Annotated in this window: 16 protein-coding genes; 7 read left to right on the plus strand and 9 right to left on the minus strand. The window is 31.4% G+C overall.

Annotated features, from left to right (window positions below; all coding sequences use genetic code 11):
• Positions 1 to 5 precede the first annotated feature (5 nt).
• Positions 6 to 1541, plus strand: coding sequence for a gluconokinase (gntK, locus tag LQ686_RS03305; RefSeq protein ID WP_103360845.1), 1536 nt, complete (start codon positions 6 to 8; stop codon positions 1539 to 1541).
• Between the two features lie 12 nt (positions 1542 to 1553).
• Positions 1554 to 2912, plus strand: coding sequence for a gluconate:H+ symporter (locus tag LQ686_RS03310; RefSeq protein ID WP_037589558.1), 1359 nt, complete (start codon positions 1554 to 1556; stop codon positions 2910 to 2912).
• Between the two features lie 82 nt (positions 2913 to 2994).
• On the opposite strand, the gene LQ686_RS03315 is transcribed toward LQ686_RS03310, so the two are convergent.
• The 3 genes from LQ686_RS03315 to LQ686_RS03325 all read right to left on the minus strand — a co-directional run bounded on the left by LQ686_RS03315 (position 2995) and on the right by LQ686_RS03325 (position 6580).
• Positions 2995 to 4233, minus strand: a complete 1239-nt coding sequence (locus LQ686_RS03315) for an L-lactate MFS transporter (RefSeq protein WP_103360846.1) — start codon at positions 4231 to 4233, stop codon at positions 2995 to 2997.
• A gap of 676 nt (positions 4234 to 4909) precedes the next feature.
• Positions 4910 to 5461, minus strand: coding sequence for a thioredoxin family protein (locus LQ686_RS03320; protein WP_107565585.1), 552 nt, complete (start codon positions 5459 to 5461; stop codon positions 4910 to 4912).
• Between the two features lie 81 nt (positions 5462 to 5542).
• Positions 5543 to 6580, minus strand: a complete 1038-nt coding sequence (locus LQ686_RS03325) for a S66 family peptidase (RefSeq protein WP_107590628.1) — start codon at positions 6578 to 6580, stop codon at positions 5543 to 5545.
• Between the two features lie 154 nt (positions 6581 to 6734).
• Here LQ686_RS03325 and LQ686_RS03330 point away from each other — a divergent pair, with 154 nt between their 5' ends.
• Together LQ686_RS03330 and LQ686_RS03335 are read left to right on the plus strand one after the other, a co-directional pair.
• Complete coding sequence (locus tag LQ686_RS03330) at positions 6735 to 7283, plus strand: HAAS signaling domain-containing protein (RefSeq protein WP_107590627.1); 549 nt, start codon at positions 6735 to 6737, stop codon at positions 7281 to 7283.
• Positions 7280 to 8119: a DUF4097 family beta strand repeat-containing protein gene (locus tag LQ686_RS03335; RefSeq protein WP_107590626.1), complete on the plus strand. Its 840-nt coding sequence runs from the start codon at positions 7280 to 7282 to the stop codon at positions 8117 to 8119. The genes LQ686_RS03330 and LQ686_RS03335 overlap by 4 nt, the downstream gene beginning before the upstream one ends.
• Positions 8120 to 8158: 39 nt before the next feature.
• On the opposite strand, the gene LQ686_RS03340 is transcribed toward LQ686_RS03335, so the two are convergent.
• Positions 8159 to 9196 (minus strand): C45 family autoproteolytic acyltransferase/hydrolase, encoded by a 1038-nt coding sequence (locus LQ686_RS03340; RefSeq protein ID WP_107565581.1) that lies wholly within the window; start codon positions 9194 to 9196, stop codon positions 8159 to 8161.
• Positions 9197 to 9528: 332 nt separating this feature from the next.
• Positions 9529 to 10500 carry a bile acid:sodium symporter family protein gene (locus tag LQ686_RS03345; RefSeq protein WP_107565580.1) on the minus strand — a complete coding sequence of 324 codons (972 nt, stop codon included), beginning with the start codon at positions 10498 to 10500 and terminating at the stop codon, positions 9529 to 9531.
• Positions 10501 to 10724: 224 nt separating this feature from the next.
• Between LQ686_RS03345 and LQ686_RS03350 the strand changes: the two genes are divergently transcribed.
• A complete protein-coding gene (locus LQ686_RS03350) occupies positions 10725 to 10913 on the plus strand; it encodes a hypothetical protein (RefSeq protein ID WP_037560030.1) in 189 nt (62 codons plus the stop codon).
• 71 nt (positions 10914 to 10984) lie between these two features.
• Complete coding sequence (locus LQ686_RS03355; protein WP_107618322.1) at positions 10985 to 11557, plus strand: hypothetical protein; 573 nt, start codon at positions 10985 to 10987, stop codon at positions 11555 to 11557.
• Here LQ686_RS03355 and LQ686_RS14260 read toward each other — a convergent pair.
• Positions 11547 to 11723 carry an LPXTG cell wall anchor domain-containing protein gene (locus LQ686_RS14260; protein ID WP_325960165.1) on the minus strand — a complete coding sequence of 59 codons (177 nt, stop codon included), beginning with the start codon at positions 11721 to 11723 and terminating at the stop codon, positions 11547 to 11549. The genes LQ686_RS03355 and LQ686_RS14260 overlap by 11 nt on opposite strands.
• On the minus strand, positions 11656 to 12483 hold the full coding sequence (locus LQ686_RS03365) for a hypothetical protein (protein ID WP_239733165.1): 828 nt from the start codon (positions 12481 to 12483) through the stop codon (positions 11656 to 11658). Before LQ686_RS03365 ends, LQ686_RS14260 begins: the two co-directional genes overlap by 68 nt.
• Before the next feature lie 241 nt (positions 12484 to 12724).
• On the opposite strand from LQ686_RS03365, the gene LQ686_RS03370 reads away from it, so the two are divergent.
• The gene (locus LQ686_RS03370) at positions 12725 to 12943 is read left to right on the plus strand and encodes a hypothetical protein (protein WP_025905095.1); all 219 of its coding nucleotides are present in this window, start codon (positions 12725 to 12727) and stop codon (positions 12941 to 12943) included.
• A gap of 61 nt (positions 12944 to 13004) precedes the next feature.
• Here the strand turns inward: LQ686_RS03370 and agrA are convergent, their stop codons facing one another.
• Together agrA and agrC are read right to left on the minus strand one after the other, a co-directional pair.
• Positions 13005 to 13721, minus strand: coding sequence for a quorum-sensing response regulator AgrA (gene agrA, locus LQ686_RS03375; RefSeq protein WP_037589542.1), 717 nt, complete (start codon positions 13719 to 13721; stop codon positions 13005 to 13007).
• The gene (agrC, locus tag LQ686_RS03380; RefSeq protein WP_107596810.1) at positions 13718 to 15034 is read right to left on the minus strand and encodes a quorum-sensing sensor histidine kinase AgrC; all 1317 of its coding nucleotides are present in this window, start codon (positions 15032 to 15034) and stop codon (positions 13718 to 13720) included. The genes agrA and agrC overlap by 4 nt, the downstream gene beginning before the upstream one ends.
• Positions 15035 to 15048: the final 14 nt, after the last annotated feature.

The following is a 15048-nucleotide window of genomic DNA, read 5'->3' on the forward strand; positions in this document are numbered from 1 at the left end:
TTGTAATGAAATATATGATTGGTGTAGATATTGGTACAACGAGTACTAAAGCTGTTATTTATGATAGCGAAGGGAACTTTTTGAAAAAACATAATATAGAATATCCAATGACGACCCATGAGATTGGCGTTGCAGAAGAAAGTCCTGCAGAAATATTCGACGCTGTACTATTTACAGTAAAAAAAGTGATTAGAGAAGTTGGTGCTAAGCCAGAAGAAATCAAATTATTAAGTTTCAGTAGTGCGATGCACAGCTTGATAGCAATGGATAAAAACAATCAGCCATTAACTGAATGTATCACTTGGGCAGATAATAGAGCAAGTGAATACGCAGATAAGATTAATAATGAACATAACGGTATAGAAATATATAAAAGAACGGGTACACCCATTCATCCAATGTCTCCATTATCAAAAATTTATTGGTTAAAACATGAACATGCCGATATATTTAAAAACACTGAGAAATGGATAGATATTAAGACTTATGTATTCTATCAATTATTTGAAACATACGTTATGGACCACTCAATTGGTTCAGCGACGGGTATGATGAATTTGAATACATTAAATTGGGATAAAGATGTCTTAAACTTACTTGAAATTAATGAAACGCAATTACCAGAATTAGTGTCAACAACACATATTATGAAGCAAGTTAAAAAGAATTATGCTGATATTATGGGCATCAATGAAGATACACCGATTGTAATCGGCGCTTCAGATGGCGTATTGTCCAATTTAGGTGTTAATAGCTATCGTGAAGGAGAAGTAGCCGTAACGATTGGAACGAGCGGTGCTATTAGAACAATTATTGATAAACCAAAGACAGATGATAAAGGAAGAATATTCTGTTACGTATTAACGGAAGATCACTATTGCATCGGTGGACCAGTGAATAACGGTGGTGTCGTTCTAAGATGGTTAAGAGATGAATTGTTAGCAAGTGAAGTTGAAACAGCTAAAAGACTTGGCGTTGATTCATATGATGTTTTAACTAAGATTGCAAGTAGAGTTAAACCTGGGGCAAATGGTTTGTTATTCCATCCGTATTTAGCTGGTGAAAGAGCACCGCTTTGGAATGCGAATGCAAGAGGCAGTTACTTTGGTTTGACACTGTCTCATAAAAAAGAACATATGATACGTGCTGCGTTAGAAGGTGTTCTACTTAATTTATATACAGTGTATCTTGCTTTAATAGAAGTGATGGATAAAGCGCCTGAACAAATTAAAGCAACAGGTGGATTTGCTAAGAGTGAGGTATGGCGCCAAATGATGGCAGATATATTTGATACTTCTGTTGAAGTACCAGAAAGTTACGAAAGTTCATGTTTAGGTGCTTGCATATTAGGACTAAAAGCTATTGGGGAAATTGAGGATTTTGAAGTTTTAAACAAAATGGTCGGTAAAACATATCAACATGAACCTAATCAAGAGAATGTCGATATTTACCAATCGTTAATTCCGATTTATATCAATTTAAGTCGTAAATTAAATGAAGAATACGATTTAATCTCAGAATTTCAATCAACACATTCATAAGGAGATGTTTATATGTTTTCAGATATTGCACCATTATTAATTGTCGCACTCGCAATTGTTATATTATTAGGTTTAATTATGTGGTTAAAACTTAACACATTTGTATCTCTGATTATCACAGCTATGTTAACTGGTATTATGCTTGGTATGCCACTAAGCAAAGTTATCGGCACAATTGAAACAGGAATGGGCTCTACACTCGGTCACATTGCTTTAATATTTGGTCTCGGTGCTATGTTAGGTAAGTTACTAGCAGACGGGGGCGGTGCAACTAGAATTGCACATACATTGATTAATAAATTTGGTCAAAAACGTATTCAATGGGCAGTTGTAACAGCATCATTTATTATTGGTATAGCTTTATTCTTCGAAGTAGGGTTAGTACTATTAATTCCGATTGTCTTTACAATTGCTAAAGAATCTAAAGTTTCAACATTATACTTAGGTATTCCAATGACAGCTGCATTATCTGTTACACATGGATTTTTACCACCTCATCCAGGTCCAGTCATGATCGCTAAAGAATTTGGTGCAGATATTGGTCAAGTATTACTATTCGGCTTTATTGTTGCAATACCAGTAACAATTATTGCAGGTCCTATTTTTACAAGATTTGCGAAAAAAGCAATTCCAGAAGCATTTACTAAGTCTGGTGACTTAGCTTCATTAGGTAAACAAAAAACATTCAATATAGACGAAACACCTAGCTTTGGAATTTCTGCTTTAACAGCTTTATTACCAGTATTTATTATGCTTATTTCAACTATTGTAGATTTATTAACAGGCTCACCAGAAAACCCTCAAGGTATTTTAGGCTTTATTAGTTTTATTGGTGAAGCGGGTACTGCAATGTTAATTTCAGTATTATTCGCTATTTATTCAATGGGTCTTAAACGAGGATATAAAGTTACAGAAGTTATGGATACATTAACAAATGCCATTTATCCAATCGGTATGATGCTCTTAATCATCGGTGGCGGTGGTGCATTTAAGCAAATATTAATTGATGGCGGCGTAGGTAAAACAGTTGAATCACTATTTACAGATACTGCAATGTCTCCAATATTATTAGCTTGGATCGTCGCAGCAGTACTAAGATTAGCATTAGGTTCTGCAACAGTTGCTGCTATATCGACAGTTGGTATTGTTATGCCATTATTAGAATCATCAGATGCTAATTTAGCATTAGTCGTATTAGCAACTGGTGCTGGTAGTGTAATCGCGTCACACGTAAATGATGCTGGTTTCTGGATGTTTAAAGAATATTTCGGTTTAACGATGAAAGAAACATTCTTATCATGGACGCTTCTTGAAACAGTTATCTCAGTTTCAGGTATTATCTTTATACTATTTATAAGTCTATTTGTATAATTTATTTAAATATGAATATAAAAACCTCCAAATCTGTTTATTTAAAGATTTGGAGGTTTTGTTATGTGCTTTTATTTGATGTTTACTGTGCTTGCATTTCTTTAATTCTTTTAATATCTACTCTGATTAAGAATGAAATCGCTAATGCTACAACAAAGAATGCTGCGAAAATATATAACGTTGCCATGTAACTTTGTGTAACTTCTCTGACAGTTGCTGATATAAAAGGTCCAACTAATCCAGCAGCTGCCCATGCAGTTAATATATAGCCATGTATGGCACCGAGTTGTTTCGTACCAAATATATCACCGATATAAGCGGGGATAGAAGAGAAACCGCCGCCATAACAAGAGATGATGATGAACAGAATAATTTGAAATAGCATTGAATTATCAACAATTGGTAACCATAAGAATAATGCGATTTGTATGACAAAGAAAATTGTATAGACATTTGTTCTGCCAATAAAATCAGATATACTTGCCCAAATGAGGCGACCAAGACCATTAAACACACCGATAATACCAACCATTGTGGCAGCTTGAGCAGGTGTTAAGTTTACAATTTCTTGTGCCATTGGGCTTGCGACAGATAAAATCGCTATACCACAAGTAACATTAATAAAGAGCATTAACCATAAATAATAAAACCTTTTAGTTCTAACGGCCTCATTAGCAGACATTTGAACTAAGTCTGGTTTTTTCTTTTTATCTTTTTGAGGATTAAAACTATTAGGTCTATAATATTCCGGTGGTCTTTCTAAATATAAACTAGAGATCAGCATGATAATACAATACACGACTGCTAAAATGATAAAAGTCGATACAAGATTAAAATGTGTTATGAGAAATTCTATAACTGGACTGGCAATCATTGATGCGAATCCAAATCCCATAATTGCTAATCCTGTAGCCATACCACGCTTATCGGGGAACCATTTCACTAATGTAGATACAGGTGCAATATAACCAATACCAAGTCCAATACCTGATAATACACCATATCCTAAGTAAAGTAAGGGCAAGCTCTCAACGGAAATTGCATAACTAGAAAGTAACAATCCTGAGATGAAAAATATCGTAGAAACAAGTCCGGATAAACGTGGTCCAAATTTCTCAACGAAATGTCCCATAAAAGCTGCAGAAAGTCCTAAAAACAATATTGCGATACTAAATATTCTAGATACTTCACTTAAAGTAAAGCCTAAATCATTTTGAATATGTTTCGTGAATACACTCCATGAATAAACAGATCCTATTGAAATATGTATTCCAACAGCTGCAACTGCAATAAGCCACCTGTTTTTGATTTTCTTGTTCATCATATTCCCCCTATAGTAATTGTGTTCAATTGATGTCATTATAGCTAAATTCAGAATATTCAGCAATCAAAAATTTTAAAAAAGTGACAGTATTGAACAGTTAGGCAGCATGATTGCATGTTGATTTCATCGTCTTTTTAACAGTTAGGCATGCCTAACTGTTAAAAAAATAGTTGTAAAATACACTTAAGAAATGAAATATTTGAGTTAAGAATGAATCAACAAAAATTCCTATCTCACTGATATACTTTAGTCATAGATAACACAACACGAAGCACAATCCATTCAATTCCTCAAAACTATTTCGTATATGTTTTTTTCATGATTGTAAATGACTTTGTGTAGAACGTGTTTTGATAGTTATCTGTAATTGTAACGTTGAAATGGATCATAAAATGATTCAAGATATTTTTATAAAGTTTCCCGGCTTTATAAAAATACATGTTTCCTTAATTAATAACCCTTCCCCGAAAAGCGCTCGTTAATTCCCGGACGAGCGCTTTTCACTTGCCAATTTTTATATGTTAACTTTAATAACATGAATTTTCAGTTTTTATTGATTTGAAGTATAGTTATATTAGTAGCCATGGGGATGGCGAGAAATTCTCCTAAGTGAATAGTGGCGCATATACATAAATAAGGCTCGGACATTTAGTCCGAGCCTTTATACGTTTAATTATGAAATTGAACTAACGATTGATTCGTATACGTCATCCCAAAATTCTGTTTTATTTTGATAAGTTTCATGGATGCTATGATGTACTTCTTTTTCTTTTTCAGCATATGTTGGATCGTCTTTACTTGGTAAATCTTTACGAATATTTTCTACAAATTTTTGGACGCTGATTGCTCTTGGTCCCCAAACATGTTCTTGTTCATGTTTGTCATTTAAAAATACAAAAATAGGTATAGAGCGAGCAGTACCATTTGTTAAGTATTGATCAATTAAATTTGTATCTTCATCACGATGGAAAGCTTTCACTTCAATATTAGCGTAATCAGCAATGTTTAATAGAACAGGTATGTTCATCATTGCATCTCCACACCAATCTTCAGTAATCACAAGTACTTTATAATTTTTATCTTTAATTTTATCTAATCGTTCATCATTTTTAGGTAATTGGAAAGATTGATAAATATCGAGTAATTGCTCTTTATTTGTTGTCATCTCATTAACATATTCTTTAATGGATTGTGCCTGTTCATAGTATGTAGCTAACTTTGTCATTGTAAAAATCCCCCTTTGATATACTTAATATTATAACAATTCTGAAATATTTCGCAAAGTACAATACTTTAAAATGAATAATTAATCTACAGCATTATCGATTATTGTAAATGTCTTATTATCGACATCTAATTCAGCTTGTGCACCGTATGGAATAATGCATTTAGGTTCATTATGTCCAAAACTAGCATTATAGAAAACGGGCATATCTTCTTGATGCCACTCTTTTAACATTTTAACCCAGACTTCTTTATATTCTTCATAGTATACATCGTCTTGAGGTCTTCCGATAATAACGCCATTAATTCTATCAAAAATACCCATAGAACCAAATGCACGGACATAATCTTCCATCAGCCATGGTGGGGCATGAACTTCAGCAGTCTCAATGAAAAGAATAGCACCATCAAAGACGTCTTTATTAGGGAACACGTCAGTAGCTTTTAAGGAATGGAATAATTCCATACAACCGCCAATAAGATGTCCAGTAGCTTTGCCAGAACCATTTAGAATTTCATATCCGTTATTATCAAAAGATTCACGATTAATATTTTTATTCTTTTCATCCCACTGTAAACCGTATTTTCTAATTTGTGGTGAAGTAGGTACATTACCGACAACACCATTTTGGAACCACGTTTGATTGATCGATTGAACAGTGTAGTCATCCATTTGAACATTTTCGGCAAAATCAGTTAATAACAATGGTCCATAAAAGCTTGAAACACCTGCTTGATTAAACATGAAATGAAGTGCAGTCGTGTCTGAATAGCCACTGAAAATTTTAGGGTTATCCTTAATAATATTTAAATCTATGTATGGCCACAATCTAACAGAATCATCTCCGCCTAATGTACAGATAATAGCTTTAACTTCTGGATCTTGAAGTGCTTGATGTAAATCTTCTACTCGTTTTTCTGGATGATTATAAGTATAGTCAGCGCCTTTTAATGCGTGTGGCATGACTTTGACATTTAATCCGAACTCATCCTTTAATCTTTGTATACCAACTTCAGTTCTCCATAATATGTCTTTTTCGCCAGCTAATCCTGAAGAAGGCGAGACAATTGCTACAGTATCGCCTTTAGAAAGCTTACTCGGTTTTATTAATTCTTTCACATCATTACCCCCTTATTTGTATATTGAAATTAGTATAGCATATGGGTATAACTTGAAATCAAATAATTCAAATGATAATATAAGTTTGTTTGTAAAAAGAATGGTAAAATAATGAATAATATAAGGTTAACTTCAGAATATAAGGGGTATTTCTATGGATAAAATAACCTTCCTTAATTACCTTGAGGATGAATTATCTCGACTGCCTAAAGTAGAGCGAGATAAAATAATGTACGAATATGAAACGAAATTTTTTGAATCAGAAGATGAACAAAGTTTAATACAAGAACTTGGTGAACCTAAAGCAATCGCCAAGAAAATATATGCAACAAGTGCCATTCATGATGCAGAGTTATCACCCAATTTTAAGAATGTATTTCAAGCAATTTTAGCGACATTAGGACTAAGCTTTTTTAATATATTTTTTATTATTATTCCATTTCTTATCATTGCCTTTGTACTGCTCATCGTAGTCGTAATCGGTGCTTTAATGATGTTAGGTCCTATCGTTAGTGTGATCAATGTATTTGTTCACGGTTTTTATTGGGTTGATATTACAAATATCATTTTTTCAATTTCTTTCTTAGGGTTAGGACTGATGTTGTTAATAGCAGGGCTTAAATTAATAGAAGTGAGTTACAAAGGTATCTTAAAATATTTAAGATGGTGTGTGAAACTCGTTAAGGGGCGTGCTGAATCATGAAGAAGTTATTTTTATCTGGTCTAGGCATCTTCTTAATTTTTGGCATTTTAGGAACGATACTTTGGTTTACAGTTAATAATAAATATGAAAAGCAAGAAACATATGAAAAAGTATATAAAAACAATCAAGTTGAACAAGTTATCGTGAATGGGCAAAATACAAATGTTGAAGTTAAGAAAGGGAAATATTTAGGTATTAAATATAATGGTAATCAAGATGTTAATGCGAGCATAGAAAATAATTTATTGCATTTTACGGAAAGGGAAAATAAATATAAATTTAATGCTAATTTTATTCCATTTAGAAAGACCGTCAATCACTTAGTGATCACACTACCACCTAAAAATTACGAATCATTTAACATTACTACGAATACTGGAAACATTTCAGTTCGTGACGCTAAAAGCAACAATAGTAATATGATTACGGATACAGGTGACATTGTTTACCATAATGTAAACTTAAAACATGCTAAAGCAATGACAGACTTAGGCAGTGTTAAAGTTAAACATTCAGATTTAACGGAATTTACAGGCGAAATCAAAACAGGTAATATATCTGTCGACAAAAGTAGTCTTGTGAATAGTGAGATGATTACATCATTAGGTAATATTAATATTAGCCAATTGAAAAATGAATGCGATATTAAATCATCTACTGAAGACGGAGATATTTCAATTTCTTATATGAATCCACCTAAGAATACTTTATTACAACTTCAATCTGAATCTGGCAATACAAAAATTGAAAATAAAGCATTTAATGGCGAAAAAGTAGGTAAAGGGAAACACGTTATTGAAAGTTACACAGATAACGGAGATATTTATATAAAATAGTATAAAAATAGGCTGAGACATTTATGTCTCAGCCTATTTTCATTCACTAGCAAATAGAATGTCTGAATCAATCTGACCTGTTATTGTAGGAAGTGTAATGGATTTACCATCTAACCATTCTTTGAAATCAAATGTATGTATGGTGCCATTTTCACCAAGTGCAATTTTCATTTTTAATTGGCTAGGTATGTATGCTGATGTATGTATCGTACCTGACCAACTTTTGAATAACTTGCTGTAAATTTCATATTGAGGATCATTAAAATATCGAAAAGCATCTTCTAAAGACATTTGATCATTTGTGATTTGGTCAATTCGATTATATCTGTCAACAGACTCTTTAATATAATTTCGATTCTCATGACTTAATATTTCAAAATGATTGGTACATAAATTGTTTTGTTTAGTCACAACTTCTCTTGGTGTCGCTTCTACAGTAATTCTCTTGTTTGTTTTATCCATTAAAATATAGCTAAATGAACTACGATGAGGAATCTCATTTAATAATCTAACAGCATCATCGACATCTTTACATGTTTCTAAGATCAATCTTCCAATCATGTAGCAAACAAATCCATCACCAGGTTTTTTACGATGCATAAAATTATAGCCCATCGCTAAACCATGTTCATTCATGCCATCCATTCTGCCAGTTACTCTGGAAGTAGGACCGATTTGTGCATATCCTCCATCTGTAGGTTGGAATAAACTAAATCTCCCATCATATGTAGCAGGACTATAATCATAGTTTCTAACCATATAATCTTCTCCTAAGAAAATAGAACAACCACTATCTTTAGCATAAACTCTATAATGACCATAGTTTAACAAGATTGTTTCTAACGGAAATTTTAATGTATCTTGAATCCCCATTAGTTCGTCCCAAATTTTTGGTGCGAATTTTTGATATATATTTTTTGTTTCATCTATATTAATATCGAAGCGGGGTCTTCTAATTCGCCATTCTTTTTCTCTATTTTGCAACATTTTTGTAGACTTTAACCATTCTGCTTGAGCAACGCCATAATCATAATGGTTTCCTCTAAACTCTAATGTTTGCATCTTAACATTTTGCACATTATCACTCCTCATATATTTATTTTGATTGAACTTATGTACTTTGTCACGTAAATCCTCTCATATAATTGGAAATATGATGTTAAAGAGATTGTAATAATAGCTTAACCTATGTAATTTATTACCATGTTATATTTGAATTACCAATTATCTCACAGATTATGTGAGAAGGGGGTATGTAAAATGTGGAATCAAGGATATATTTACGTAAAGAAAATATGGCAAGAATGGTATAGAAGATAATCTATTAAATGACGCTTATAGAACAGCTAGAATATATATTTTTGAAATAAAGAGCAAGGGACAATTTAATGTCTCTTGCTCTTTACTCTTTATATTTGATCTGTTGATGTACTATAAGATTGCGCTTTGTTAGTCTTTTTAGTTTGGTTAGACCATATAATAGCAATTGTAGGTCCAGTGATTAAGTGGATAAAGCTGAATATGGCGCCAGGAACTGCGGATAGGGGATTGAAATGTGCTGTTGCGAGTGACACAGCTAGTCCGGAATTTTGCATTCCAACCTCTATAGAAATTGCTCGTTTATCTGGTCTATTAAGTTTGAATAATTTAGCTAATAAGTATCCAATTGTTAAACCACTGACATTATGAAGTAAGACAACGCCGAACATAATAAGACCAGTTTCAATGATTTGTGTTTTATTACCTGCGACTACGCTTGCAAGAATAAGTGAAATAGATACAACTGAAATAATAGGTAAAATATCAATAGATTTTTCTGCAACTGGTCTAAAGAATCTTTGTACGATAAAACCTAATATAATTGGAATCAGTACAACTTGAACTACTGATATAAACATAGATGCAAATGATACTTGTAACCATTCTCTTGCAAATAAATATATTAAACTAGGTGTAACAATAGGTGCTAATAATGTAGAAACAGTTGTGATAGAAACGGATAACGCAGTATTTGCTTTAGCTAAATAGCTAATAACATTTGATGCAGTTCCACCTGGACAACAACCTACTAAGATAACGCCTAATGCTACGTCAGGACTTAAATTAAGCCCTTTAGCGATTAAATATGCAGTAACAGGCATTACGGTATATTGAAGAATAACACCGATTAATACGCTTTTGGGTGATTTAAATACTTCTTTAAAATCATTTGTAGAGATAGTCATGCCCATTCCAAACATTACAATTCCTAATAAATAAGGAATGTAAGGTGCTATTTGAGCAATGGCATTTGGAAAGCTAAAGCCTAACACTGCTGCTAAAAGCATCCAAAATACAAATGTTTTATTGATAAACTGACTGAACTTCTTAATATTACTCATATATACACCTTCCAATTAAATAATAATCAGAATATTAACAATAATACAAAAAATTTTCAATACTTTATTTGAATTAATTATTTATTTTACGTATTAATGATGAAATGATACATATATTAAGTGAAATTATACTAAAATATCTATATATCGATAATATCTCGCTTAGAAAAGGATAATATCTTTTATGTATTTTAAATATTATGTTATGATGAAAGAGGTAGAAAATGATGAATGAGGTGACTTCAATGGATTGTATTAAAGGGATATTCAAATTCTTTTTCATCTTAATTGCTATAACAACAGTTGCTGTTGGGGCAGGTATTGCTGTCTTAGCATTTGTATTTAAAAAAGACTTTGAAGAATTAGAACAAAAAACAAAAGAAATTGTATCTGAAATCGAATCTAATAATTAAAATAAAGGAGCAATCACAATATTTCTGTGATTGCTCCCTTTTTTATATTTAAAAATTAGGAGGGTTTATATTTGCGATATGAGCGTAATGTTTTAATATCCCCAAGACTAGAAAATGACAAGTGTCATCAATTAAAAGCTTTATCTCATAATCTCAAAGTACCAAGCGAAGATGAATTATATGCCATACTTGAAAGCATTGAATATGACCAACCATTTTTAAAATCGATTACAATTGGAACGAGTAATGAAAAGGAGATGATTAATACAGCATTTCATTTAAAAGCAATCATAGAGTATATGTGGTACGAACGAAAAAAATCTGAAGTATATGTTAATATCGTCATTTGGAAGAATCATGTTGGTTCTTCTAAAAAATATGTTAATAAATTTATGAAGTATGAACCAGATGCGTGGATAATATTAGGGTCTCATACAGGTTTCTGTAATTTGTTAAAAAGATTATACAGATTTGATAGTTGGGATGCTAATCGAACATATTGTTCAAATGCGTTATTGTCCCAAACGATGTTTCAAATAGTAGGTGAAAAGTATTTCGAACATATTAAAAGTATCAATCATCTCGGTAAACCAATTATAATCGAGGGTGGTAAAATCATTTCAAAATACAATGCTATTGTTTAGACCGCTTCTTTTTGAATATAAAAAATAGAATTGATGCAATACATATGAGTAATGCACTTATTAAATAATTTAAGTAATGTTTTGAACTTTGACCAGTTTCAGGAAGCTTTGTTGTTTTCTGATTTGGTCTTTTTTTCTTTATTAGTGTGATCGTTAGTAAGTTTATTAGGGTTAGGAATTAAAGAGTCTTTAATGACTGAGATTTGGTATGTCTGATTTTGACTTGGAATTTGATTAGAATTTGAATTATCCGTAATTTGATTTTGATTTTGTTGACCTTGATCTATTTGAGTAGGTTGATTTGTATTTTGCTCAAAAGTTGAAGTGGTCTTGTCGTCAGAATTAAATGTATAATATTTATCCTCTCCTAGTGAAATCGTTGAGTGGCTATCTATGCCGTTAATCTTCACATTAAATTTAGTGGACTTAGTAAATGTAGTGGGTATATTGATTGAAGTATTACCGTTCTGATCTGTTATGCCAGAAAGTTCTTGGTTATTTGCAATGAGTTTAACTTCGACATTATTTAAAGGGTGATAGGTCTTTGAAAGTACATTAATAGAAATGGATTGATTATTTGTATTTGCTATATTGCGTTGGATATTGCTAGAAGAAGTCAATCTATATAACTTATTAGGTTCAACAGTAAAAGTTTGATTATTTGAAGTGGTTAAAGTGTAATGAGGTTTAATATTCTTATTAGGAATTTCTATAAATGCTAAACCGTCAGATTTAGTTGTTAAAGATTTAACTTCTTGATCTAACTGTAATTGGAAAGTTTCATTAGATATCGGGGTATTATCAGAAGCATAAAATTGAAAACCAATAGGTGTCATATCATTATTAGCGTGCGCAGTTCGTGACGTATTGAATGATGTAGCGACCATACAAACAATACTAAATAAAAAGATTGGAAAAGGTTTCATATTGACCTCCTTTCATCTCTTAATTTATTAGATGATCATCTGATATCATTATGCCATAAACTCGTTAGATATTCCACTATTATTTTATGCTTTTTATATAAAATTTTTAAAACAACTAAAATCTTCCTATATATATGTCATTCAAATTTTTGAGGATGGACGCTTGAATCTTTTTGCAAGTGATAAAATAAAAGAGTAAAATATAATCAGAACGAGCATAATCTAAAAGGGGATGTCTTATATGAAATGTGCAAGTTGTAATCAAGAAATGGTAGATGATCTTCGTACGAATGTTCCAGGCACTCTAGTTGATGTTAGATTAATAAAAGAAGAAGAGAATGAAGATATTTTAAACAAAGCGATTGCAATACCGAAAGCAGCAGTATGTTTACAATGCGGCGAAGTGAAATATTACATAGAAGATATTGAATCATTTAGAAATGCTATTAATCATGAATAAAAAGTAAATCATTAATAAAAAAACAGCGTACATTTGAAATAAATCATGTACGCTGTTTTATTTATATTTTTTTAATATTTCGTACAGATGCATAGCAATGCTCACCATTACTAAAATATACTGCACGATCTTTCGTGTTAATAGTATCAACGTTATTACGATTAATGACATAACTGTTATGGCATCTGAAGAAGCGGTCATCTAAATTAGATAAATCTTTTAAACTGCCATAAAACTCAATTTGTCTATTATCTAGATGAGCAATTAGTCGATGTGATTTTGATGATGACTCAAAGAACATAACATCATCATATTGAACATATACAGAATTGCTACCTCTTGTTAATTCTATCTTTTCTACGTTTGTATTTTTAGAAAGCATACCTAATCTTATGTATGCAGTGTCTAAACAATCTAACACTCTAGTCTTCAGTTGATCAGGATCATCTTTAAAAATAAAATCCATCGCAGCAACTTTATAAACAAATGTTAAATAAGTCAGTTCACTGTGGCTTGTGACAAAAACAATATTACCAATAGGGTCATACTTACGTATTTCACTTGCTAATGTAATACCATTAATATCAGCGTCTAATTGAATATCTAAAAAGTAACAACCTATATCATTTGAAGATTTAACGTGCTCCAACAATTCATACGGATCACGTGTTGCAAGTTCAATAGACATTTCTTTTTCTTCAATCATAATATAATTATTGATAATCGTCTGCATGCGCTCTAATTGTTTCGGGTCATCTTCACAAATGATGATTTTCATTGAATCACTTCCTCATTGCTATCATTTAAAATTTCAAGCTTTTGAATAAAGTATTGATTATTAATAAAAGTATCTAAGAAAACATGGTCAGTCTTCTCAGTAATTTCTTTCAACGTAGTTAACCCAATACCACGCTTACGACCTTTAGTAGAATAATGATTTTCAAATAGTTTATGTACCTTAGGCGTATCTTTAGAACATTTATTCATGAATACAAGTAAAATCGATTCCTCATTTTTAATAAATGCAATTTGAATCGTTGGATTATCAACAAACTCAGATGCCTCAATTGCATTATCCATAATGATGCCAATACATCTACTTAATTCAACAATGTTCATATTTATATGATCAATCTGTTCAGTAATCTCAACACTAATATTGATATTCTGTTCCTGAGATTGAATAATTTTCGTCGTTAATAAACCCTTAATTTCTCTAACATGTAAATTTTGAAGACCATTAATTTTTATCGCATTTAATTTCATATCATCATGAAGATGTGCAATATTTTGGTCAAAGTAAGTTCTCAAACCATCCATATCATCTTCTCTAATATATTCAGATAACGTCGCTAAAATATTTACATAATCATGACGAAACTTACGCATCTCATTATTAATTTGTTCAATCTGCAACGTATACTTATAATACTGATTGATTTCTTTCTTCGTACGCTGCAAAGCCATCTCTCTAATAACCGTGAAAGAAATTAAAATAATAAAAATAGCAGCAACACATACATAAATCACATAAAATAAAGTTTGGAATTCAAACTCTTTTTCAGTATTGTAAGACTTTGGCATGTATACATAGAACACCGTAAAAGAAAGACCTAAGAATGCTGCTAACAATAGTAGGTAAATACGGTTGTTATATAAATAGCTTAATTTAAGTCTATTCATTAATTGTCTTATTATAATCGCTATTGATACTGAGATTATAAAATGAAAGACAAAATAAAATACATGTGTTGATATTGCAGAAGGCTCTATATTAAAGATGAGTCTAATTAATAAGGATGATAAATAATCTGAAACTACTGAAATGATTATGACCAGTAATGTATTTATAATCCCAAATATTCTAAATTTAAAGTAGAAAAAGACTCCCAAAAAAGTTATAACAAATATTATAGATGCTACACCAACTATAAAATATAAAGCAAGAGAAGGGATCATGTACCCTAATAATAGGATGACATAATCCCTTTTTGAATATCGATAGTTTTGAGTTAGTGCTAATAAAACTACAAATAATGATGTTTGAAACAAACCATATATAATAGTCTCTGTAATTGATAATTGTGCCATATACTTACACTTCC

Origin of the sequence: Mammaliicoccus sp. J-M41 (assembly GCF_022385935.1) — a bacterium.
GTDB lineage: Bacteria > Bacillota > Bacilli > Staphylococcales > Staphylococcaceae > Mammaliicoccus > Mammaliicoccus sciuri_A.